The organism is Duganella sp. Root1480D1 (assembly GCF_001427305.1).
In the GTDB taxonomy this organism is placed as follows: domain Bacteria; phylum Pseudomonadota; class Gammaproteobacteria; order Burkholderiales; family Burkholderiaceae_D; genus Rugamonas.
The window spans coordinates 282,571-305,039 of the sequence record NZ_LMFZ01000007.1; the positions used below are offsets into that span (position 1 = coordinate 282,571).

Genomic DNA, 22,469 nt, shown 5'->3' on the forward strand with positions numbered 1-22,469 from the left:
AAGCATGAACATCTGGCACATCCTCGGCATCGACCCGACCCACGACACGCGCGCCATCAAGCTGGCCTACGCGGGCCGTCTCAAGCAAATCAACCAGGAGCAGTCGCCGTCCGCCTTCCAGGCCCTGCGCGAAGCTTACGAACAGGCGCTGGCCGCACCGCCGCAGCCGCCAGCGGCACGCCAGCCCGACGCCTTAGCCGGGCTGCCACCCTTGCCGCCACCGCAGCCGGGCCAGCGCCCGCTGCCGCCGGCGCGCACGCCGTTCTCGGTGCTGCCGCCGCTGCCCGAATTGCCGCTGGACGCGCCGCTGGCCAAACCCATCGCCCTCGAGCTGGCGCCGGAAAGCGAAGCAGCGCTGGCGCAGCAAGCCAGCCAGCGCTGGCTGCCCGGCCCGCGCCCGCAATCGTATGGCAGGGCCGGGCCGCAACTGCGGCCCGGCCCGCAGCCGCCGGCACCGGCCGAGGCGGCGGACATGATCTGCCAGGCGCTGGCGCGGCTGCCGGCCGAACAGCAGCGCGCCGAGATCGCGCGCTGGTACGCCCAGCCGGGCTGGGGCAACAGCGCATTCCGCAGCGCGCTGGAAACGGCCCTGGTCACTGCGCTGGAACAGCAATTCAGCCAGCGCTACCATATGGTGCCGGCTTTCCACCAGGCGCTGGGCTGGGAACAGTGGGCCGCCCACTCGCCCAACTGCGCTGCCATCGAACGCCTGGAGGGTCGCTGGCATGCGCGCATCTGGCTGCAAAAGTTCGATTCCTGGCCAGCCGAGCATCCGATGCAGCGCGCGCTGCAACTGCTGAGCAGCCCGGCCGATCCGCTACGCTGCGCCGCCTTCGCGCGCGATCCCGAGCAGCTCAGCGCCATGCTGGCACTGATAGAACACCTCGAAGACGAGGACGAGGCCGTGCGCCGGTACGCCATCGACTTCGGGGCATTCCAATGGTGGCAGCAATACGGCCGCACGCTGCTGCTGGCCTTGGTCCCCGATGAAGCGCCGCCACAGCGCGCCAGGCGCGGCCGGCTGGCACGGCTGGCCGCCATGTCGTTCAAGCGCAAGCTGGGGGCGATCCTGCTGGTGCTGTGGACCCTGCTGCGCCTGCTCTAAGCGCATCGTGACGGCGCCGCGTCATTGCGGCGCGACGGCCACCTTGCGGAACACCTGCTTGCCGCCGACCCAGGTTTCCAGCACGCCGATCTTGCCAATGTCTGCGGCCGGGACCTTGAACAGGTCGCGGTCGGTGACGATGAAGTCGGCCCACTTGCCCGGCTCCAGCGAACCGACCGACTGCTCCTGGTGTGCCGCCCAGGCGGCATCCAGCGTGAAGCAACGGAAGGCTTCGACCAGCGTCATGGCCTGCTCCTTGTGCCAGCCGCCGCGCGGCACGTCCTGCATATCCTGGCGCGTGACGGCAGCATGGATGCCCTGCAGCGGATTGGGCGACTCGATCGGGAAGTCGGAACCGCAGGCGATGCGGCTGCCCTGCTGCAGGAAGCTGCGCCAGGCGTAAGCGCCCTTGATGCGTTCAGGGCCGACACGCTGCTCCGCCATGTTCTGGTCGGAAGTGGCGTGGGTCGGCTGCATCGACGGCACGATGGCAAGCTGCTTGAAGCGCGGGATATCGCCTGGCTGCACCACCTGCGCGTGCTCGATGCGGTGCCGCCTGGCCGCCAGCGGGTACTGCTTGCCGAGCTGCTCGAAGCTGTCGAGGATCTGCCTGTTGCCCGCATCGCCAATCGCGTGCACATTGACCTGGTAGCCGGCCTTGATGGCCTTTTCCATCTTGGCGTGGATGGCGGCGTCGCTGTTGAACAGCAGGCCGCGCGTGTGCGGCGCGTCGCTGTAGGGATGGAGCAGGGCGGCGCCGCGGCTGCCCAGCGCGCCGTCCGAGTACAGCTTGACGGCGGCCAGCGCGTAATGCCCATCGGCGTAGGACGGCAGCGGGCCATTCTTCGCGAGCTGCTCGAAGTCGGCGCCGACGTCGCCGATCATGGCGTACACGCGGGTCGACAGCTTGCCGTGGTCGGCGTAGTCGCGGAACAGGCGGTCGGCGCCGACGTCGATGCCGGCATCGTGCACGCTGGTCAGGCCGACGCTGGACAGGATGCCCAGCGCGCCATCGAGCATGGCACGCGCTTCGGCTTCGGTCGGCTTCGGCAGCACCTGGTAGACAAATTCCATGGCCGTGTCGACCAGGATGCCGGTGGCATTGCCGTTGGCATCGCGTTCGATCTTGCCGCCCTCGGGATCCCTGCTGTCCCTGGTGATGCCGGCCGCCTCCAGCGCCTTGCTGTTGACCCACATGGCGTGGCCATCGATGCGCTCCATGGCGGCGGGACGGTCGCTGACCACCGCATCGAGTTCGGCCACATTGGGGAAGCGGCCCAGCTTCCAGATTTCCTGGTTCCAGCCTTTGCCGACCACCCATTTGCGCTGCGGGTTGGCTTGCGCGAACCTGGCGACCGAGGCTTGCGCGGCCTGCAGCGACGCGGGGCTGTACAAGTCGGCGCTGGTGGCCACTTCGCCCAGACCGAACACGTGGCCGTGGGCATCGATCAGGCCTGGCAGTACCGTCTTGCCCTGCACGTCGATGCGCCTGAAGCCCCTGGCCTTGGCCGCCACTTCCTTCGCACTGCCAACGGCCACCAGCCTGCCGCTGTCGTCGAAGGCCAGCGCCTTGAACTGCACCAGCTTGCCCCTGGCATTGAGGGTGTAGCCGTTGGCGTTGTCGATCATGGTGCCGGCATTGGCGGCGGTGGCGATCGCCAGGGCGGCGGCAGCCAGCAGGGTGCGGCGGAAGTGCATGGGCAAGTCCTTTCGAATTTGAAAGCAAGAATTTTTCACCTGGCAGAGTGTACCCGTTGACACATGCATTTACACGTGTAATCATTGACCGTTAATTACATACGTAATCAATCATGACGATACAGATCAGTGAAGCCGAGGCGCAGGTGATGCAAGTGCTGTGGGAGCGCCGCCCGCAAAGCGCGGAAGAAGTATGCGAAGCCCTGTCCGGCCAGGGCTGGCAGGACGCCACCATCAAGACCCTGCTGAACCGCCTGCTGAACAAGGGCGCCGTCAGCGCCCAGAAGGATGGCCGGCGCTACCTGTATGCGCCGGCGCTGGAACGCGAAGACTGGCTGGCCACCGAAAGCCAGGGCTTCCTCGACCGCATGTTCAACGGCCGCCTGGCGCCGCTGGTGGCGCACTTCAGCCAGCACAAGGCCTTGAGCAAGGCCGATATCGCGGCACTGAAAAAGCTGGTCAAGGAACTCGATGATGGCAAGTGAAGCGCTGCTGCGATTCCTGCTGGCCAGCGGCGCCGCGTGCACGCTGGTGCTGCTGCTGCGCCAGGCCATGCGCCGCCTGTGCGGCGCGGGCGCGGCCTACCTGCTGTGGGCGGCGGTACCGGCCAGCGCGCTGGCAGCGCTGGCACCGCACGGCAGCGGCACCCTGGCTGCCGTCCCGCTGCCGGCGCCGGTGGCGGCGGCAGCCACGCAAGTGACGCAGGCGGCGGCCAGCGCCGCGCGCGGCGGCTGGGACTCGGTGCTGTTCGCCGCCTGGCTGGCCGGGGCAGTTGCGCTGGCCGCTTCGATGACCTGGCGCCAATGGTCGTTCCAGCGCAGCTTGCGGGCCAGCGCATGGCAGGGCGGCCCGCTGCTGCTGGGCGCCTGGCGCGCGCGCCTGGTCCTGCCGCAGGGTTTCCGCCGCGATTACGACCCGGCCGAGCGGCGGCTGGTGCTGGCCCATGAACGGGTCCATGCCGAACGCGGCGACCTGCTGGCCAATGCCGCTTGCGCCTTGCTGCAATGCCTGGCCTGGTGCAATCCGCTGATCCATCTTGCTGCGGCACGCTTCCGGCTTGACCAGGAGCTGTCCTGCGACGAAACAGTCCTGCGCCGACATGGCCAGGCGGGCACCTACGCCAATGCCATGCTGAAGACCCAGCTCGCGGCGCAGGGCCTTCCCCTGGCTTGCCAATGGCAGGCCGTTCACCCACTGAAGGAGAGAATCATGCAATTGAAATCGTCCGTGTCCCCTGCCCGCCGCTTGGGCGGCAAGCTGCTGGCAGCCATGCTGGTGGCCGGCAGCGGCCTGGCTGCCATGGCGGTCCACGCTGACCCTGCGGCGTCCAGGCATTACAACGTCTACCTGGAAATGGGCGACAGCCGGCCGCACCTGCTGGTGAAGGAGGGCGAAAAGAGCGGGGTGGCCATCGGCGAAGGCGCAGACCAGTGGCGTGCAAACTTTGTGGTGGCGCCTGCGGGGAGCGCGATCCAGGTCAGGACCAACGTCAGCCACGGCGGCAAGGATCTCAGCAACTTCACGCTGGAAGTGGCGGACAACGGCACCGGCAGCTTCAAGGTGTCCGATGCGGGCAAGGATTTCGTGGTCAAGATGCGCGTGAACGAAGTGCATTAAAGAGCAAGATCCGGGGTGTGGCGGGAACCGGCTACTGGTCCAATGTGGCTTTCCCTGTTGGAGTTCCGCCATGCTGACGCTTTACGATTACCTGCCTTCGCAAAACGCTTACAAAGTCCGCCTGCTGCTATCGCATCTCGGCCTGCCTTACCGCAGCGAGATGGTCAGCATCTTCGAGGGGGCCGGGCAGGAGGCTTCCTACCTTGCGCTCAATCCGTCCGGCGCGGTGCCGGCTTTGCGCCTCGATGACGGGCGCGTGCTGGCGGAGTCGAATGCCATCCTCACTTTTCTCGCTTCGGGCACACGGTATTTGCCTGCCGATCCTTTTGCGGCCGCCAAGGTGCAGCAGTGGATGTCGTTTGAGCAGGACTATGTGCTGAATATCGCTTCGTTGCGGCATTGGACCATGACGGGCAAGCTGGCCCGCCGGCCGGCGGCGCTGGTCGACATGCGGCGCGCAGGCGGCTTGCGCGCGCTGCAGATCCTGGAACGCGAGCTGGCGGCGCGGCCTTACATCGCCGGCGATGCCTACACCATTGCGGATATTTCCCTGTTTTCCTACACCCACCGTGCAGACGAGGCTGGCCTGCCCTTGCGCGAATTCCCCCACGTTTGCGCCTGGATTGAACGCGTGCGGGCACAGCCGGGGTTCCTCGACGAGCATTACCCTTATGCCATCGATCCACATTCTTCCGGCGAACTGCCTTGAGCGCCACTCGGGATGGGGTTCCGATTTGGGGAGCTACACAAACCGTCTGAAAGTTGCTCTGAAATCCTCTGAAAAGCCCTGAAATGCTCTGAAATGCCTAATCGTCAGGGAGAACATCGGTGCGCCGTTCCATCTTGCCATGCCGGTGCGTCGATGCCTTCTCAATCAGGGCCAGTGCATTGCGCAGGCTTTGCGCCATGACTGCTGGCGATGCCGTCGAATCGTTGGCCCGGAACGTCGGCAATGGTGCTGGATACGGTCCACGTAGAGTTTCATTTCGAATGAACCTCGCGTTCTTCCAGTAACGCTGGCCTGGCAGGCGCAACGATAAAACTTCCCACGCATTGCGTGCCGTACCGGCAACTTCGGCCGCAAACTGGTTGGGGGTCGTTCGCTGCCCGCGGTAGACGACGGAGTCGCCAACAACTTTGGCGAACGCGTTACTGCCGCGATAGCTCATCTTAAGTTCGGTGCCCTCAGGCAGGAACAGGCGCTTCCACTGGTAACCTCGAACCTCGGCCGCCTGCGCCTCACCGCGCGCGACGCACAGCCATGAAGCGAGCGCGGCTTCGACGACCTCGGCCGGATCGCGCTCGTCCCCGAACTCCTGCAGGTAATTCGCCAGTTCAAGAAATAGCGCACTCGAAATCTGCACCGATACAAGTTTGCGGCTCATGATGACCTCCTTTTGTTCGCATGAAGCTTGGACAGGTCAGCGAACTTGAAGTTCAGAGGATTTCAGAGCGTTTCAGAGCGTTTCAGAGCAACTTTCAGAGGGTTTGTGTAAGCGCCCCGCAGCAAGCCCTATGCTCCCCGGGCCCTACTCGGCATCGTGGAAAATGATGCCAAGCGTATGGCGCTGGCCAGCGCGCAAGCGGCTGACGCCATGCCGCATGTTCACGCGGTAAGTGCCGCGCGTGCCCGCCGCCGGCCGGTGGAAAACCGGAAAGATCACGCAATCGCCCTGCTGCAAAGGCACGACTTCCACCCGCGACTGCATGCGCGGGCGCTGCTCGGTGAGCACGAATTCACCGCCCTCGAAATCGCGGCCAGGCTGGGCCAACAGGAACGCCGCCTGCAAGGGAAAAACATGTTCGCCGTATAAATCCTGGTGCAGGCAGTTATAGTCGCCCGCCCCATACTGCAGCAGCAGCGGCGTCGGCCGCAGCTGTCCAGCCGCGTGGCAGCGCGCGATAAACTCCGCATGCTGTTCCGGAAAGCGCGGCTCCAGCCCCATGGCCGCGTACCAGCGATTGGCAATCACCGCCAGCGGCGGATACATCGAGGCGCGCAAGTCTGCGACCAGGCCAGGCAAGGGATAGCGGAAATACTGGTATTCCCCCTTGCCGAAGCCATGGCGCTGCATGAGGACCCGGCTGCGAAAGAGCCCAGGCTGGCGATAGCCTGCCGCCAGCCCCGCGCACTCGGCCGGCGACAACACGCCGCGCACCAGCGCACAGCCCAGCTCATCCAGGTCAGCGCCAATGCGCGGCCAGTCGAACGCCGCGCGCGCGCCAGCCGCCGCCAGCGGCGGCGCGAACAGCTTGCCCATCATGCTGCCGCCTCGGTAGCCGCCTGCGCCTCGCGCTCCAGCAAGGCTGCCTTGCGTTCGACGCCCCAGCGGTAGCCCGAAATCGCGCCATCGTTGCGCACCACCCGGTGGCAGGGAATCGCCACCGCAATCGCATTGGCGGCGCAGGCGCCGGCCACTGCCCGCGCCCCGTTGGGCGCGCCGACCCGCTCTGCCAGTTCGGCGTAGCTGACCGTGGCGCCAGCCGGAATCTCGCGCAAGGCTTGCCACACGCGCTGCTGGAATGCCGTGCCGCGCACATCGAGCGGCAAATCGAGCCCGATGCGCGGCGCCTCGACGAAGGCAATCACGCGCGCCACCACCTGTTCATAATCGGTCTCGGCCCCGCGCAACTCGGCCTGCGGGAAGCGGTCCTGCAGGTCGTGCGCCAGCGCCTGCGGATCGTCGCCCAGCAGGATGCAGCAAATGCCGCGCGCGGTGCTGGCCACCAGGATCGCCCCCAGCGAACACTGGGCAATGGCGAAGCGGATCACCGCCCCGCGCCCGCCGGCGCGCCAGGCCGACGGCGTCATGCCCAGCGCGCCCGGGGTGGCGGCATAAAAGCGCCCGCTGGAATTGAAGCCGGCGGCATAAATGGCATCGGTCACGCTGGCCTCGCCGGCCAGGCCCTGCTGCATGCGCCGCGCGCGCGCCGCCGCCGCATAGGCCTTCGGCGTCAGCCCGGTCTGGGCCTTGAACACGCGGTGGAAATGGAAGCGGCTCATGCCGCCGGCTGCCGCCAGCGCATCGAGGTCGGGCGCCACCTCGGCGGCATCGATCAGGCGGCACACTTCGGCCACCATGGCCGCGTGGCGCGCGGCCAGCGGCGGCTGATCCGGCTTGCAGCGCTTGCAGGGGCGGAAGCCGGCCGCCTCGGCCGCTGCGATGGAAGCGTGGAAGGCCACGTTCTCGCGCAGGGCCGGCCGCGCGCCGCAGGAGGGGCGGCAGAACACGCCGGTGGTGCGCACGGAATAATAGAACTGGCCGTCGGCCGCGCTGTCGCGCGTCCGCACGGCGGCCCAGCGTTCGTTGTCGGTCAGGTAAGGCTTCATCGGGTTCATTGCAAGCTCCAGTCGCTAGTATGCCACCATGGTAGGCAGCCGGCCGCCGGCCGGCACTCCGCCGCTTGCTATTGAATTCCCGAATGCTACAATCGCCGCACTCATCCGGAGGACGGCTTGGAAGAACACCAACAAAACGACACCCCCATCTTTCAACGCATCAAGGACTTCCTGCTGGCGCAAATTGCCGCCGGCGCCTGGAAGGAAGGCGAAGTCATCCCTTCCGAGCAGGCCCTGGTCAAGCAATTCGGCGTCTCGCGCATGACGGTCAACCGCGCCGTGCGCGAGCTGACCGCGGAAGGGGTGCTGACCCGCCGCCAGGGCGCCGGCACCTATGTCGCCCCGCAAAAAGTCCAGGCCACCCTGCTGGAAATCAAGAGCATTGCCGATGAAGTGCGGGCCCGCGGCCACGCCCACCGCAGCACCCTGCAGCTGCTCGAGCGCGGCAAGGCCAGCGACTTGCTGGGCAAGGCGTTCGACTTGCCGCCGGGCCACGAGCTTTATCATTCAGTCATCGTCCACTTTGAAAACGGGGTGCCGATCCAGGTGGAAGACCGCTGGGTCAATCCGCTCTGCGCGCCGGACTACATGGCGCAGGACTTTACCCACAGCACGCCCAACGAGTACCTGATGCGGGCGGCGCCGCTGCAAGCGGCCACTTACAGCATCGAAGCCCTGGTGCCGCCGCGCGAGATCGCCGACATGCTGGCGATGGATGCACGCCAGCCCTGCCTGGTGCTCAGGCGCCAGACCCAGTCGGCCGGGCGCGTGGCCTCGCTGGCCACCATGTGGCATCCGGGCCATCGCTACCAATTTGGCGGCAGCGTGCCCGCCTGAGCAATGCTATAGTTGTCCGCACGCCAGCGCCCCGCGCTGGCCAGAAAGGGAAGCCTTGTCGCCACCGAGCCAGAAAGCCGCCCCTGCCCGCGCGCCTGCCGGCGCGCCGCCCCGCGTGCGCCGCCGCGCACGCCGCTGGCTTGCGCTCGTGCTGACCTTGGCCGCCCTGCCGCTGGCGCCCGCGGCCGGCGCCGCCGAAGGCGTTACCGTCCAGCTCAAATGGCGCCACCAGTTTGCCTTTGCCGGCTATTACGCGGCCCAGGCCAAGGGCTATTACCGCGACGCCGGGCTGGAGGTGACGCTGCGCGAAACCCAGCCGGGGCAGGAGGCGCTGCAGTTGGTGCTGGACGGCAGCGCCCAGTACGGGGTCGGCAATGCCGCCCTGCTGCTGCGCCGTGCCAGCGGCGCGCCGGTGGTGGTGCTGGCGTCGGTGTTCCAGCATTCGCCGCTGGTGCTGGCAGTGCGGCTGGACGAGCACGGCCGGCGCCGGCCCTGGCCCGGTGCGCGCGTGGCGCTCGGCCCCGACACCGAAGAATTGCGGGTCTACCTGCAGCATGAAAAGCTGCCGCTGGCGCAACTGAGCATCGTGTCCGGCAACGGCAGCCCGGACGACTTGCAGGCCGGCCGCATCGACGCCATGTCCGGCTACCTGAACTCGACGCCCTACGCGCTGGAGCGCAGCGGCATGCGCTACGAGCTCCTGCATCCGCGCAGCGCCGGCATCGATTTTTACGGCGACAACCTGTACACCACCGAGAGCGAACTGCGCGAGCATCCGGCCCGCGCCCGCGCCCTGCGCGACGCCACCCTGAAAGGCTGGCGCTACGCGCTCGAGCACCCCAAGGAAATCGTCGACCTGATCCGCGCCCGCTACCCCGAGCGCAAGCCGCGCGAAGAGCTGCTGTGGGAAGCGGCCCAGGTGGCGCCGCTGCTGGAGCAGCACCTGATCGAACTGGGCTACAGCAGCCCGCTGCGCTGGCAGGGCATCGCCGACAGCTATGCCGGCGCCGGCCTGCTGCCGGCCGGGTTCACGCTGGACGGCTTCCTGTACCACGACAGCCCGGCCACCCCGACCTGGCATTATGCGCTGGGCGTGGCGCTGGCCCTGCTGGCCGGGGCCGCCCTGTGGCGCCTGCTGCGCGTGTCGCGCGCCCTGCGCGGCGCCGAAGTGCGGGTCGGCGACGCCGAGCGCATTGCCAGCTTCGCGCTGGAAGGCGCCGGCGAGGGCTCGTGGGACTGGCAGCCGCAGCGCCCGGCGCTGCACCTGTCGCCGCGCTACTGCGAGATCCTGGGCTACGCGCCGGGCGAGCTGCGCCCGGCCAATGTCGAGCAATGGCTGCAGCTGGTGCACCCGGACGACCGCGCCCGCATTGCCGGCGACATCAGCGCGCTGGACCAGCCGGAGGTGGGGCGCACCCCGTTCACCATGGAATTCCGCATGGCCTGCAAGGACGGCAGCTGGACCTGGGTGCTGGGGCGCGGCATGGTGCTGGCGCGCGACGCGGACGGCCGGCCCTTGCGCATGTCCGGCACCCTGGGCGATATTTCCGACCGCAGCGCCGACGAGCTGGCGCGCATGGCCGCCATGCTGGACGCCCTGCCCGGCGCCTTGCTGGTGGCCGACCGCAGCGGGCGGGTGCGCCAGGCCAACGACGCCGCCGCCAGCGTGTTCGCCGCCGCGGCGGGCAGCCTGGCCGGCTCGTCGATGGAACTGCTGATTCCGGACGTGATGCGCGACGCGCCGGGCCGCCCGCGCGAGCTGTTTGCCCGCCCGCGCATGCCGGGCCGGGTGCTGACCGCGCGCCGCCTGGACGGCAGCCATTTCCCGGCCATGGTGCACCTGGCGCCGATCCAGCTGGCCGGCCAGGGCCTGGTGGTGGTGTCGCTGCGCGACATGACCCAGCGCCAGCGCGCCGAGGAAGCGCTGCAGGCGTCCTCCGAGCGCTACCGCCTGATCGTGCAGACCGCCGCCGAAGGGATCTGGATGTGCGACGCCGCCGACCACACCAGCTTCGTCAACCCCACCATGGCGCGCATGCTCGGCTACGAGGTCGAGCACATGCTGGGGCGCCCGATGGCCGACTTCATGGATCCCGACTGCCCCGCCCTGCAGGCGCAGCGCGCGCACCCAGGCGCGCCTGCCATGCCGCCCGAGCCAGCCGAAGGACGCTTCTACCGCCAGGACGGCTCCTCGCTGTGGGCCCTGCTGTCGACCACCCCCGTCAACGCCGACAACGGCAGCTATGCCGGCACCCTGACCATGGTCACCGACATCACCGACCGCCGGCTCGCTGAACTGGCGCTGCGCCACTCCAACCAGCGCCTGGCGTCGGTGTTCAACGCCGTCACCAACGGCCTGCTGGTGTTCGACACGGCCGGCAATATCGTCGAATGCAACGCCGCCGCCAGCCGCATGCTGGGGCGCGCCGCCGCGCGCGGCGCCGGGCAGTGGGACGGCGTGCACGAAGACGGGCGCCGCTTTTCCGCGCCGGAGCACCCGGTGGCCCAGGCCCTGAGCAGCGGCCAGGCGGTGCGCGACGTGGTGATGGGGGTGCCGGCTGCCGCCGGCGCCGGCGCCACGGCCGAGACCTGCTGGCTGTCGGTCAACGTCGAGCCGCTGCGCGACGAGCATGGCCCCGGCAGCATGCTGGTGGCCAGCCTGACCGACATCACTTACCGCAAGCGCAGCGAAGACGCGCTGCGCCAGGGCGAGCAGCGGCTGCAGGAAATCATCCAGATGATGCCGATCGGCCTGTTCATCAAGGACAAGGACAGCCGCATGCTGCTGATGAACCGCGCCTGCGAGCAGCAGTTCGGCTACACCTTCGACGAGTTGAACAACGGCGACTACAGCGTGTTCCACGCGCCGGAAGAAGCGGCCGCCTTCCGCGCGCGCGACCTGGAAGCGTTTGCCGGGCGCGCCCTGATCGACTTCGAGGAAAGCATCTGGAACCCGGCCCTGGGCCAGGCGCGCCAGCTGCGCACCTTCAAGAAGCCGGTGTACGACGCCCATGGCGCGCCGGCCTACCTGATCTGCATGGCGATCGACATCTCCGACAGCAAGGCCAATGAACGCGCCCTGCGCGAACTCAACGAGCACCTGGAAGAACGGGTGGCGCAGCGCACCGCGCAGCTGGAGGAAGCGCGCCAGCAGGCCGAGGAAGCGTCCGCCGCCAAGGGCCAGTTCCTGGCCAAGATGAGCCACGAAATCCGCACCCCGATGAATGGCGTGATCGGCATGGCCTACCTGGCGCTGAAGACCGAGCTGGCGCCGCGCCAGCGCGATTACCTGGAAAAGATCCGCTTCGCCGGCGAACACCTGCTGCGCATCATCGACGACATCCTCGACATCTCGAAGATCGAAGCGGGCAAGCTGGAAATCGAAGACGTCGACTTCTCGCTCGAGCACGTGATCCAGACCCTGACCACGGTGGTGGCGCCGAAAGCGGCCAGCCGCGGCCTGCGCCTGGCGTTCGACATCGACCCGGCGCTGCCGCCGGTGCTGCGCGGCGACCCGCTGCGCCTGGGCCAGGTGCTGATCAACTACGTCAACAACGCGATCAAGTTCTCCGAGCAGGGCAGCATCGAAGTCAGCGTCAGGCAGCTGCTGGCCGACGACATCGCCTGCCTGCTGCGCTTTGAGGTGCGCGACCACGGCATCGGCCTGTCGGACGCCGAGCAGGGCAAACTGTTCCAGGCCTTCCAGCAGGCCGACAGCGCCATCACGCGCGAATACGGCGGCACCGGCCTCGGCCTGGCGATCTGCAAGCAACTGGCGCAGCTGATGGGCGGCGAAGTGGGCGTGCACAGCGCGCCCGGCGCCGGCAGCACCTTCTGGTTCACGGCCCGCCTGGGCGTGTCGCCGCGCGGCCTGCCGGAGGTGATCAATGAAGTCAACGCCGCTGCCGCCGCCCTGCTCGACAGCGCACGCAGCACGGCCGCCATGCAGGCGCTGAAGGACGCGCGCATCTTATTAGTCGAGGACAACACCTTCAACCAGCAAATCGCGCTGGAAATGCTGGAAGAAGCCGGTTCCTCGGTGTGCCTGGCCAACAACGGCGCCGAAGCGCTCGACCTGCTGCACCAGGCCGCATTCGACTGCGTGCTGATGGACGTGCAAATGCCCCTGATGGACGGGCTGGAAGCGACGCGCCGCATCCGCGCCGACCCGGCCCTGGCCGCCACCCGCGTGCTGGCCATGACCGCCACCGCCACCAAAGACGACCGCGAGCGCTGCCTGCAGGCCGGCATGGACGACTTCATTGCCAAGCCGATCCAGCCGGCCCTGATGTACCAGAAGATCGCCAGCTGGCTGCCCGAACGCGAAGCGGGTGCCGCCACCAGCGAGGCCGCCTTGCCGCGCGGCGCCGGACGCGCCGCGTTCCGCCCCACGCTGGCTGGCGACCCGGCCATCATCGACCTGTCGGTGCTGGCCCAGCTGCTAGGCTACCAGCCGCAAAAGATCCGCAAATTCGCCTTCAAGTTCCTGCAAACCAGCGAAGCCGGCTTCACCGAAATGGAAACCGCGCTGGCCGCCGGCGAGCTGCAAAAAGTGCGCGAGCTGGGCCACCGCATCAAGAGCAGCGCGCGCGCCGTGGGCGCGCTTGGCATGGCCGAGCTGTGCCTGCAGCTGGAACAACTGGCGCCCGACGCCGATGGCGCCGCCGCGCGTGCCGTGCTGGACCGCCTGTGGCCGCTGTTGCACGCGGTGAGCGAGCACATCATGACCAATACTACTTTTGCCGACGATGACTGACACCCCCACCACCCCGCTGCGCATCCTGCTGGTCGACGACGACCCCTTCATGCTGAGCATGCTGGCCGACATGCTGGAAGACCTCGGCCAGCTCAATGTGCGCAGCGAAAGCGACGCCCGCCAGGCGCTGCTGGTGCTGCCGCAATACCGCCCCGACCTGCTGGTGTGCGACCTGTCGATGCCCGAAATGGACGGCATCGAATTCCTGCGCAAGGCCGCCGACAGCCATTTTGGCGGCACGGTGGCGCTGTTGTCCGGCATGGACGCCGGCATCCGCCAGGCCGCCGAAACGCTGGCCCGCGCCCACGGCCTGACGCTGCTTGGCACCATCGCCAAGCCCGCCACGCCCGCCGCGCTGGCCGAGCTGCTGACCCAGGCCGCCGCCCGCCGTGCAGGATAAAAGTCGGGGTCAGCTCCGGCAATCGGACATTTCGCGCCTGCGCGAAGCGCCAAACTCCTCGAGAAGCCGGAGCTGACCCCGACTTTCGCCTTTCAAGCAGCGTACACGGGCTGGAAAAATCGGTTATTATTTGGGCCATTCCCGCCCTGATTCCCGCTTGACTTCCCAGTATTGAATTAGCGCAGTTCGTCGCCAGATGGGCGATAACAGCAAGGGATATTCCCGGGCGAACACTCAACTAAGGAAAAACATGAGCGACCTGATCAAACACATTACCGATGCATCTTTCGAAAGCGACGTGCTGAAGGCCGACCGCCCTGTACTGGTGGACTTCTGGGCCGAGTGGTGCGGCCCTTGCAAGAGCATCGCCCCGATCCTGGAAGAAGTGGCCAAGGAATACGACGGCAAGCTGACCATCGCCAAGCTGGACGTGGACAGCAACCAGGCCGTGCCGGGCAAGTTCGGCATCCGCGGCATCCCGACCCTGATCCTGTTCAAAAACGGCGTGCCAGCTGCACAAAAAGTCGGCGCCATGGCAAAAGGTCAACTGACCTCTTTCATCGACAGCAATATTTGATGTAATATAGGCGGTGCTGCGCCCGCAGCCCGCCTGATTGGCAGGGAAAGCGCCCAAAAACCTTTCCCTTAATACTTTAGACCACGTAGTTCCCTCCCCTACCCTTACTTTCCCGTCACGGGACACTCAAACAGCTATGCACCTTTCTGAACTTAAGGCTATGCACGTTTCAGCTTTGCTGGAAATGGCAATCAGCCTCGATATCGATAATGCGGCCCGCCTGCGCAAGCAGGAACTGATGTTCGCGATCCTGAAAAAACGCGCCAAGGCCGGCGAACAGATTTTCGGCGACGGCGCCCTGGAAGTCCTGCCTGACGGCTTTGGCTTCCTGCGCTCGCCAGACGCCTCCTACATGGCGTCGACCGACGATATTTATATCAGTCCGTCGCAGATCCGCCGCTTCAACCTGCACACCGGCGATTCGATCGAGGGCGAAGTGCGTACCCCGAAGGATGGCGAGCGTTACTTCGCCCTGGTGAAGGTGGACAAGGTCAACGGCGAATCGCCGGAGGCATCCAAGCACCGCATCCTGTTTGAGAACCTGACGCCGCTGCACCCGACCGTGCCGCTGCGCCTGGAGCGCGACATGGCCGGCACCGAGAACATCACCGGCCGTATCATCGACCTGGTGGCGCCGATCGGCAAAGGCCAGCGCGGCCTGCTGGTGGCGTCGCCGAAGTCCGGCAAGTCCGTGATGCTGCAGCATATCGCGCACGCCATCACCACCAACCACCCGGACGTGACCCTGATCGTGCTGCTGATCGACGAGCGTCCTGAAGAAGTGACCGAGATGCAGCGCTCGGTGCGCGGCGAAGTGGTCGCTTCGACCTTCGACGAACCAGCGACCCGCCACGTGCAGGTTGCCGAGATGGTGCTGGAAAAAGCCAAGCGCCTGGTTGAAATGAAGAAGGACGTGGTGATCCTGCTGGACTCGATCACCCGTCTGGCGCGCGCCTACAACACCGTGATCCCGGCTTCGGGCAAGGTGCTGACCGGTGGTGTGGATGCCAACGCGCTGCAGCGTCCGAAGCGTTTCTTCGGTGCGGCACGTAACGTGGAAGAAGGCGGCTCGCTGACCATCGTTGCCACCGCGCTGATCGAAACCGGTTCGCGCATGGATGATGTGATTTACGAAGAATTCAAGGGCACCGGCAATATGGAGGTGCACCTGGAGCGCCGCCTGGCCGAAAAGCGTGTCTACCCTTCGATCAACCTGAATAAATCCGGCACCCGCCGCGAGGAACTGCTGATCAAGGCCGACCAGCTGCAGAAGATCTGGATCCTGCGCAAGCTGCTGTACTCGATGGACGAGATCGAGGCGATGGAGTTCATCCTCGACAAGATGCGCGCCACCAAGAACAATGGTGAGTTCTTTGAGATGATGCGCCGCGGCGGGTAATTCCGCCGCCAAACCCGGTAAACCGGGGTCTGACCCGCAGGGTCAGACCCCATACGGTCTTACGGCCGGGGGGAGGGTGGTGCGACTTTGATCTTTTGAGAAGGTCAACAGCGCCCCCCTCCCCCCGGCCGTTGTTTCATTGGGGGTCAGACCCAGGTTTACCGGTTTTATGATGTATAATCGCGAGTTCATTTAAACCCTGGCAAGTGATCGGCAATCGGGTCGAGAGGCAGTAAGGACCGACGAAGTGCTGTTTGGCTACCAACATTGAGAGAAAAGCATGAAAGCTGATATCCATCCAGATTACCGCGAAGTCCTGTTCCACGACCTGTCCTGCGACTTCAAGTTCATCACCCGCTCGACCATCCAGACCCGCGACACCGCGACCCACGAAGGTAAAGAGTACCCACTGGTGAAGATCGAGGTTTCCTCCGAATCGCACCCATTCTTCACCGGCCAGCACAAGATCGTCGACACCGCCGGTCGCGTGGAAAAATTCCGCCAGAAGTTCGGCAAAGTCGGTTCCAAGACCGCAGTTGCAAACGGCTAATCCCGTCGCAGCGAAAAAAAGGCAGCCGCGGCTGCCTTTTTTCTTTTTACCCGTCATACTCCAGCTTTCCAAAGAATAACCCTGACCGATGAAGCCAGTCCGTCTGCCTGCCGCTGCCACCCGCACCCTGCCCCGCTGGGCGTTTTTCGCCCTGGGCCTGCTGTATATCCTGCCGGGACTGATCGGGCGCGAGCCGTGGAAGAACGACGATGCAGCCAGCTTCGGCGTGATGTGGACCATGGCGCACGGCAGCTGGCAAGACTGGCTGTGGCCGAATATTGCCGGCCTGTCGGTGACCGATGAAGGCCCGCTGGCGTTCTGGCTGGGCGCCCTGGGCATCAAGCTGTTCGGCTGGGCCATGGGCGACGTGCTGGGCGCGCGCGTAGCCACCCTCGGCGTCTTCCTGCTGGGCGTGATGTCGGTCTGGTATGCCACGTTCAACCTGGGCCGCCGCCCGGAAGCCCAGCCGCTGCGCCTGGCCTTCGGCGGCCAGCCGGAGCCGAACGATTTCGGCCGCACCCTGGCCGATGCCGCCGTACTGATCTACCTCGGCTGCCTGGGCTTGCTGGTCCACAGCCATGAAACCACGGCCGAGCCGCTACAGGTGTCGCTGCTGGCGCTCACGCTGTATCGCAGCGTGCGCTATATGGAACTGGCCTCGCTGCGCAATGCCGCCCTGGCCGGGCTCGGGCTCGGCCTGCTGACGTTGACGCGCGGCTGGGTGGTACCCGCGGCCCTGGTCGTGGCCCTGTTTGCCTGCACCCGCTTCCTGTCCATGCCGGCCGGCCGCTCGCTGCGCGACCTGGCTTTTGCCGTGGCGGTGGCCGCCGGAGTGACCGCGCTGTGGGCGCTGCCCGCCCTGCTGGCCCGTCCTTATGGCCAGGCGCCGCTGACGGCCTGGATGGCATGGAATGAAGCCCAGCTCACCGTCGGCGGCTTCGAAGGCGTGCGCACCTTCTTCCGCGTCGGGGTCTGGTTCTTCTGGCCGGCCTGGCCGTTTGCCGCCTGGGCGGTGTGGGCCTGGCGCCGCCAGAGCAACCTGCTGCACATCGTGGTGCCGACCACCTTTGTCACCGTGGCCACCCTCCTGGTGCTGATCAATCCGGCGCCCGAACAGGGCCACCTGCTGATGCTGTTGCCGCCGCTGGCCATCATGGCCGCCTTCGGCTTGCTGACCATGAAGCGCGGCGCCATCAACGCCATCGACTGGTTCAGCGTGATGGTGCTGACGCTGTGCGCCGCCGTGCTGTGGATTTTCTATTACGCCCAACTGACCGGCTGGCCGGCCAAACCGGCGCATAACGTGCTCAAGCTGCTGCCCGGCTTCGCGCCCGAAGTGAGCTGGCTGTCGCTGCTGGTCGGCCTGTGCGCCACCGCCGGCTGGTTCGTGCTGGTGCACTGGCGCCTGTCGCGCCGCCCGGCCGTGCTATGGCGCGCCGTGGTGCTCTCGTCCGGCGGCCTGATCCTGATCTGGATCCTGCTGATGACCCTGTTCCTGCCGCATGTGAACTACAGCAAGAGCTACGCCTCCGTGGCGCGCGAGGCGGCCGCGGCCCTGCCGCCGGGCACCGATTGCGTGCAGAGCAATGCCACGGCCGCCCAGCGCGCGTCCTTCGCCTTCTTCGGCAAGATGCCGTTCAATGGCGTGGAACAGGGCCGCTGCCAAGTCATGTTGTTGCAAGATAGCATCAAATCTCGTGCCTACCAGCAACAGCCTGGTGCCGAGTGGGAACCGCTATGGGAAGGGCGCCGTGCCTCTGACCGCAGCGAGCGTTTCCGCCTGTTCAAGCGCCGCACGGTTCACGCCAACTGATTGTCCGCCGGCCGGCCTCCCTGCTATCCTGTACCGGACGATAGCAAAGAGGTAGGCATGGTATCAGGGTTAGCGTATCTGGCAATGTTGCTCGCTTCCAGCGCCGTGGCGCTGGCAGCCCCGCCCCTCGTCATCACCGCCGAACATTCGCCGCCGGCCAGCATGCGCGTGGGCGACCAGGTAGTGGGCCGCGAAAGCGAGAAGATCCGCGAAATGCTGGCCCGCACCGGCTTCGCCTACAGCATCGACGTGCTGCCCTGGAAGCGCGCCTTCACCATGGCGCAGCGCGATCCTTACACCTGCGTGTATTCCACCTCGCGCACCCCGGAACGCGAAAAGCAGTTCAAATGGGTCGGCCCCACCGATGAAGCGCAATGGGTGCTGATGGGCCGCGCCGGCCGCAAATACGATGTGCACAGCCTGGACGATGCGCGCAAGCTGCGCATCGGCACCTACAACGGCGATGCGCGCGACGAATTCCTGCGCGCCCGCGGCTTTGACGTGGACGGTGCGCCCGACAATGCGTCCAACCCGAAAAAGCTGCTGCTCGACCGCATCGACCTGTGGGCGGTCGGCGTGCGCAACAATGACCTCAGCGCGCTGGCCCTGTATGCCGCTCCCGAGCAGATCGTGCCGGTGCTGACCTTCCACCACGTGAAAGTCTACCTGGCCTGCAATCCTTCGGTGCCGGACGCCATGGTCGCACGCATGAATGCCGCCCTCGACGCCATGCGCAAGGACGGTACGTTTACCAGGTTGGAAAAAAAATACGAACAGTGGCAAGCCAACAAATAGATGCTTTTTATTCCTGTTGCGCAACTAAAGTTTTTTTGGCCTGCACCGAACGCGCGCTTGGTTTACGCGTTATAGTCACCATATGCGGAATGTTGCCGTACAGCATTTCCGACAACACTGGGGCCAGCCGAGGCGTATGCCGCCGGCCATAGGCCCACTAGAAACCCTTGCGATTTCCAGGCCTATGTTCAATATCTACAAGCTCCAACTCGCCCTCAAGAACCCTTTGGTACGCATTACCCTGGTGCTGCTGGCTACCGCCGCCCTGGCGTTCGCGCTGCTGCGCGGCGACGTGGCGCAGGATGCCGCGCCGGTGCTGCGTTCGCAGAATATCGGCGAAATCACGGCCCTGGTGGCCCAGCGCGACAAGCTGGACTTCCTGCTGATCGCGCGCCCGCTGGCCGATTCGCCGCGCTACGTCTACAAGTTCAAGGACGACGCCACGCTGCACGTGGTGGTGGTGCCGAGCACCTCGCACCAGAGCCTGGAACGCGAAGTCCTGCTGCGCAATAACATCCCCTACGCCATCGCCAAGGAAGACTTCCTGGCTGCCCACAAGGGCGTGCTGCTGGACGACGGCGGCCAGTGGGCCAGCGTGCAAGCTTTCCTGAAACGCCATGCCTTCGACATCTTCGTGGTGGGCCTGGTGCTGTTCGTGCTGAAGTGGGGCGTGCCGGGCATGGGCATGAACGCTGCCGTGATCACGCCGGACCAGCTCAAGGGTTCGATGGATGACCTGATCGGGATGGAAGACATCAAGCAGGAAGTGCTGCACCTGGAAGACATGATCCGCAACCGCGAAGTCTACAAGCAGCACAATATCGACAAGCCGTTCAACGTGATGCTGACCGGCCCGGCCGGTACCGGCAAGACCAAGCTAGCCGGCTACCTGGCCAAGCGCCTGGGCTACCCGCTGATCCAGGCGTCCGGCTCGGCACTGGAATCGGGCTACGTGGGCGGCGGCTCCAAGGCCCTGAACGCCTTGTACAAGAAAGCCTGCGCACGCGGCAACTGCATCATCTTCCTGGACGAGGCGCAAGCCCTGTTCATGCCGCGCGGCCGCGGCGAGAAAAAGTGGGAAGACGATACCGCGAATACCCTGCTCGGCTTGCTGGACGGCGTGAAGAGCGAACAAGGCCAGGGCGTGATCTGGATCGTCGCCTCCAACTTCGACGATGCCTCGACTGCCATGGACGAGGCAATGCTGCGCCGCTTCAGCGTGAAGATCAACTTCCGCCTGCCGAACAAGGGCGAACGCCGCGCGCTGCTCGATTCCTTCCTGAAGCGCAAGCAGGAGGGCCTGGTGGACTGGAACGCGATGGACCTGGACCAGGTGGCGGACATCACGGCCAACCTCAGCCCGGCCCTGCTGGAAACCGTAGTCGACCGCGCCTCGATGATCTCGATCCAGGAAAAGTGCGTGATCAATACCGACCTGATGTTCCGTGCCTTCGAGCGCGCCACCATCGGCCTGACCGACCGTGCCACCACGGCCGAGAAAACCCGCCAGCGCGAACGCATCGCCTTGCACGAGCTGGGCCACTTTTTCATGCAGATCGACCCTTACCTGCGCGCCGGCATGCCGTTGGCCGAGGTGAAGGAAAAGTCGCACCTGCTGAAAATTTCGACCGAAGCGGTGTCGAAGATGAATGCGCTGGGCTATGTGCTGTCGGCCGGCGACGACATGTCGCTGCGCACGCTGGAAGAGATGGAACGCGACGTCATGCAGCTGTACGGCGGGGTGGCGGCGGAAGAATTGTTCTATGGCGCGCGCGGCATTTCGGTGGGCAGCCAGAACGATATCGAGAAGGCCACCAAGATGCTGAACATGATGGTCAACCGCCTGTCGATGTACTCACGCTCCAAGCTCGATTACAGCCAGTTGCGCGGCGAGACCGGCGACGAGCATACCCTGGTGCAGGTGGAAGCCAAGGCGGACGAGTTGTACAGCACCACGCTGGCCGCGATGCGCGACTATCGGACCGTGATGGAGTCCATCAAGGAAGAGCTGATGGAGCGCTATGTGCTGTCGAAGGATGCCATCTTTGCCCTGCTGGAGGAGCGCCTCGATGCGGCGCCCCTGAAGCAGGCGGCTTGAGCCCCGCTAGCGCGCGGCAATCACCGTGATATTGCTGCCGCCGGGCGCAGCAGCGGCAGACAGCTTCTCGAAGTGGCGGATGGTGACTTCCGAGCCGTCGTTATTGAATTCAACGCGCGTGCCGGCAGTGGTCACCAGCGCCCCCGGCGCGACCGCAAACAACTCGGTGCGCGCCTCATCTCCCAGCTCGGCAAAGAAATGCCTGCGGAACTGGCTGAAGCGGACGGTCTGGCCGTTGCCCAGGTCATAGGTGTAAGCGTAGTCGCGGAACTCACTGCGCTGCATGGTATAGCTGCCGGGCGCAGGAACGCGCACCGTCAGTTCGTCTCCCGCCAGGGCGGAAGCGCTCCACAACAAGGCAAGTGCGGCAGCACTCGCTGCCAGGGTTTTCATGGCGTCGCTCCTTCAAATAAAGCGTCGTGGCGCACCGCTTTGATGCGCCACGGCCGCTGCATTGTCTGGCTTAGCGCGAAGCTACAACGCGCACATTGGTTTCCTTCATCGCGACCGACATCGGCAAGCGCTCGAAGTTCTCGATCACCACTTCTTCGCCGCGATCGCGGAATTCGATGCGGGTGCCGGCCGCCGTCACGAAGGTATTGACAGAAACGGGGAACAACTCGACCCGGTCTTCCAGTTTCAGGCGTGCCCAGTAGTGGCCGCCCGACTGCGTGAACTTGATGGTCTGGTCATTGCTCAGGGCATAGCGGTTCGCGTAGTTGTCGAAAGTGCCCTTGTACAGCTTGAAACTCCCTTGCGGGGCCTGGATCTTTACGGTTGCATCGTCAACACCGGCAGCGTAGGAGCTGCCACCCAACATCAGTGCTGCCACGGCACTTAGCATCATCAGCTTTTTCATCATCTTCTCCGATTGGTTCGCCTGGTTCGCCCCGTCGTCAGTAAAAGGTGCGGGGTCAATTCAAAATTAGCAAAGGGCGTTCGGATGTGCAGATTCGGGCGACGAACAGCGCGTTCCGTGGAATAGAACGCATGATCTGCGGACGAACTGCAAATCGGCCTGGAGGACTTGCCGTCAGTGCGGCATTGCTGTCCGGGGAGCGCCCTGAGCCGTATCTGGAAGGGTGCCCGGGGCCGGGGCGGGTGGGGTGCACCTGCGCCGGCTGTCCAAACCTGGTGCCCTGCGCCGCTGCCGGTAGGCCGGGCGCGATGGGAGCAAACTTTCGCTTGCGGCGGCCCTGTGGTGGCCGCTGTGTCTCTTCGACTTCGTCCATCCTACGCCCGGCTGTTCTGCTTGGAAAGCTGGCCGGGCGCTCATTTTTTTCAATTTGCGCACCCCACCCAATAGCTTAAATATTTGCTGCAGGGTTGCCGCGCGGTGGCAAATCGGTAATAATGCACGTCGCGTTAAGTGGCCCGAGTGGTGAAATTGGTAGACGCAGCGGACTCAAAATCCGCCGCCGCAAGGCGTGCCGGTTCGATTCCGGCCTCGGGCACCACCTCTTCCTCCCCCAACGCTTGCCTTC

The 22,469-nt window shown here is 65.7% G+C and carries 19 protein-coding genes and 1 tRNA gene; 14 read left to right on the plus strand and 6 right to left on the minus strand.

Going from position 1 to position 22,469, the window contains the following annotated elements; all coding sequences use genetic code 11:
* The first annotated feature begins 4 nt into the window (after nucleotides 1–4).
* Complete coding sequence (locus ASD58_RS10135; RefSeq protein WP_156401222.1) at nucleotides 5–1,105, plus strand: hypothetical protein; 1,101 nt, start codon at nucleotides 5–7, stop codon at nucleotides 1,103–1,105.
* Between the two features lie 21 nt (nucleotides 1,106–1,126).
* Here ASD58_RS10135 and ASD58_RS10140 read toward each other — a convergent pair whose 3' ends face one another.
* Nucleotides 1,127–2,803 carry an amidohydrolase gene (locus ASD58_RS10140; RefSeq protein ID WP_057260979.1) on the minus strand — a complete coding sequence of 559 codons (1,677 nt, stop codon included), beginning with the start codon at nucleotides 2,801–2,803 and terminating at the stop codon, nucleotides 1,127–1,129.
* A 113-nt stretch (nucleotides 2,804–2,916) separates the two neighbouring features.
* Between ASD58_RS10140 and ASD58_RS10145 the strand changes: the two genes are divergently transcribed.
* The 3 genes from ASD58_RS10145 to ASD58_RS10155 all read left to right on the plus strand — a co-directional run bounded on the left by ASD58_RS10145 (nucleotide 2,917) and on the right by ASD58_RS10155 (nucleotide 5,129).
* Nucleotides 2,917–3,288 (plus strand): BlaI/MecI/CopY family transcriptional regulator, encoded by a 372-nt coding sequence (locus ASD58_RS10145; RefSeq protein ID WP_156401223.1) that lies wholly within the window; start codon nucleotides 2,917–2,919, stop codon nucleotides 3,286–3,288.
* Nucleotides 3,275–4,420, plus strand: a complete 1,146-nt coding sequence (locus ASD58_RS10150; RefSeq protein ID WP_082565334.1) for a M56 family metallopeptidase — start codon at nucleotides 3,275–3,277, stop codon at nucleotides 4,418–4,420. The genes ASD58_RS10145 and ASD58_RS10150 overlap by 14 nt, the downstream gene beginning before the upstream one ends.
* Nucleotides 4,421–4,490: 70 nt before the next feature.
* Nucleotides 4,491–5,129, plus strand: coding sequence for a glutathione S-transferase family protein (locus ASD58_RS10155; RefSeq protein WP_057260981.1), 639 nt, complete (start codon nucleotides 4,491–4,493; stop codon nucleotides 5,127–5,129).
* A 97-nt stretch (nucleotides 5,130–5,226) separates the two neighbouring features.
* On the opposite strand, the gene ASD58_RS10160 is transcribed toward ASD58_RS10155, so the two are convergent.
* From ASD58_RS10160 to ada, 3 genes are all read right to left on the minus strand, one after another.
* Complete coding sequence (locus ASD58_RS10160) at nucleotides 5,227–5,805, minus strand: hypothetical protein (RefSeq protein WP_057260982.1); 579 nt, start codon at nucleotides 5,803–5,805, stop codon at nucleotides 5,227–5,229.
* A 144-nt stretch (nucleotides 5,806–5,949) separates the two neighbouring features.
* Nucleotides 5,950–6,684 (minus strand): 2OG-Fe(II) oxygenase, encoded by a 735-nt coding sequence (locus tag ASD58_RS10165; protein WP_057260983.1) that lies wholly within the window; start codon nucleotides 6,682–6,684, stop codon nucleotides 5,950–5,952.
* Nucleotides 6,681–7,760 carry a bifunctional DNA-binding transcriptional regulator/O6-methylguanine-DNA methyltransferase Ada gene (gene ada / locus ASD58_RS10170; RefSeq protein WP_057260984.1) on the minus strand — a complete coding sequence of 360 codons (1,080 nt, stop codon included), beginning with the start codon at nucleotides 7,758–7,760 and terminating at the stop codon, nucleotides 6,681–6,683. The genes ASD58_RS10165 and ada overlap by 4 nt, the downstream gene beginning before the upstream one ends.
* Nucleotides 7,761–7,877: 117 nt before the next feature.
* Here ada and hutC point away from each other — a divergent pair, with 117 nt between their 5' ends.
* From hutC to ASD58_RS10215, 9 genes are all read left to right on the plus strand, one after another.
* Nucleotides 7,878–8,597 carry a histidine utilization repressor gene (gene hutC / locus ASD58_RS10175; RefSeq protein WP_057260985.1) on the plus strand — a complete coding sequence of 240 codons (720 nt, stop codon included), beginning with the start codon at nucleotides 7,878–7,880 and terminating at the stop codon, nucleotides 8,595–8,597.
* 55 nt (nucleotides 8,598–8,652) lie between these two features.
* On the plus strand, nucleotides 8,653–13,353 hold the full coding sequence (locus ASD58_RS10180; RefSeq protein ID WP_057260986.1) for a PAS domain S-box protein: 4,701 nt from the start codon (nucleotides 8,653–8,655) through the stop codon (nucleotides 13,351–13,353).
* On the plus strand, nucleotides 13,346–13,753 hold the full coding sequence (locus ASD58_RS10185) for a response regulator (RefSeq protein ID WP_229209947.1): 408 nt from the start codon (nucleotides 13,346–13,348) through the stop codon (nucleotides 13,751–13,753). Before ASD58_RS10180 ends, ASD58_RS10185 begins: the two co-directional genes overlap by 8 nt.
* A 250-nt stretch (nucleotides 13,754–14,003) precedes the next feature.
* Nucleotides 14,004–14,330, plus strand: a complete 327-nt coding sequence (trxA, locus tag ASD58_RS10190; protein WP_057260987.1) for a thioredoxin TrxA — start codon at nucleotides 14,004–14,006, stop codon at nucleotides 14,328–14,330.
* Nucleotides 14,331–14,466: 136 nt separating this feature from the next.
* Nucleotides 14,467–15,729 carry a transcription termination factor Rho gene (gene rho / locus ASD58_RS10195; protein ID WP_028101995.1) on the plus strand — a complete coding sequence of 421 codons (1,263 nt, stop codon included), beginning with the start codon at nucleotides 14,467–14,469 and terminating at the stop codon, nucleotides 15,727–15,729.
* Nucleotides 15,730–16,009: 280 nt separating this feature from the next.
* Entirely contained in the window at nucleotides 16,010–16,279 is a 270-nt protein-coding gene (locus tag ASD58_RS10200) for a type B 50S ribosomal protein L31 (RefSeq protein ID WP_055933749.1), read from the plus strand.
* A gap of 88 nt (nucleotides 16,280–16,367) precedes the next feature.
* Nucleotides 16,368–18,092 (plus strand): glycosyltransferase family 39 protein, encoded by a 1,725-nt coding sequence (locus ASD58_RS10205; protein WP_057260988.1) that lies wholly within the window; start codon nucleotides 16,368–16,370, stop codon nucleotides 18,090–18,092.
* Between the two features lie 84 nt (nucleotides 18,093–18,176).
* The gene (locus tag ASD58_RS10210) at nucleotides 18,177–18,887 is read left to right on the plus strand and encodes an ABC transporter substrate-binding protein (protein WP_057260989.1); all 711 of its coding nucleotides are present in this window, start codon (nucleotides 18,177–18,179) and stop codon (nucleotides 18,885–18,887) included.
* A gap of 184 nt (nucleotides 18,888–19,071) precedes the next feature.
* Complete coding sequence (locus ASD58_RS10215; RefSeq protein ID WP_057260990.1) at nucleotides 19,072–20,985, plus strand: AAA family ATPase; 1,914 nt, start codon at nucleotides 19,072–19,074, stop codon at nucleotides 20,983–20,985.
* 6 nt (nucleotides 20,986–20,991) lie between these two features.
* On the opposite strand, the gene ASD58_RS10220 is transcribed toward ASD58_RS10215, so the two are convergent.
* Nucleotides 20,992–21,378, minus strand: a complete 387-nt coding sequence (locus tag ASD58_RS10220) for a hypothetical protein (protein WP_057260991.1) — start codon at nucleotides 21,376–21,378, stop codon at nucleotides 20,992–20,994.
* A 70-nt stretch (nucleotides 21,379–21,448) separates the two neighbouring features.
* Nucleotides 21,449–21,847: a hypothetical protein gene (locus ASD58_RS10225; RefSeq protein ID WP_156401224.1), complete on the minus strand. Its 399-nt coding sequence runs from the start codon at nucleotides 21,845–21,847 to the stop codon at nucleotides 21,449–21,451.
* A gap of 510 nt (nucleotides 21,848–22,357) precedes the next feature.
* On the opposite strand from ASD58_RS10225, the gene ASD58_RS10230 reads away from it, so the two are divergent.
* Nucleotides 22,358–22,442 (plus strand) — tRNA-Leu (locus ASD58_RS10230).
* The last annotated feature ends 27 nt before the right edge of the window (nucleotides 22,443–22,469 follow it).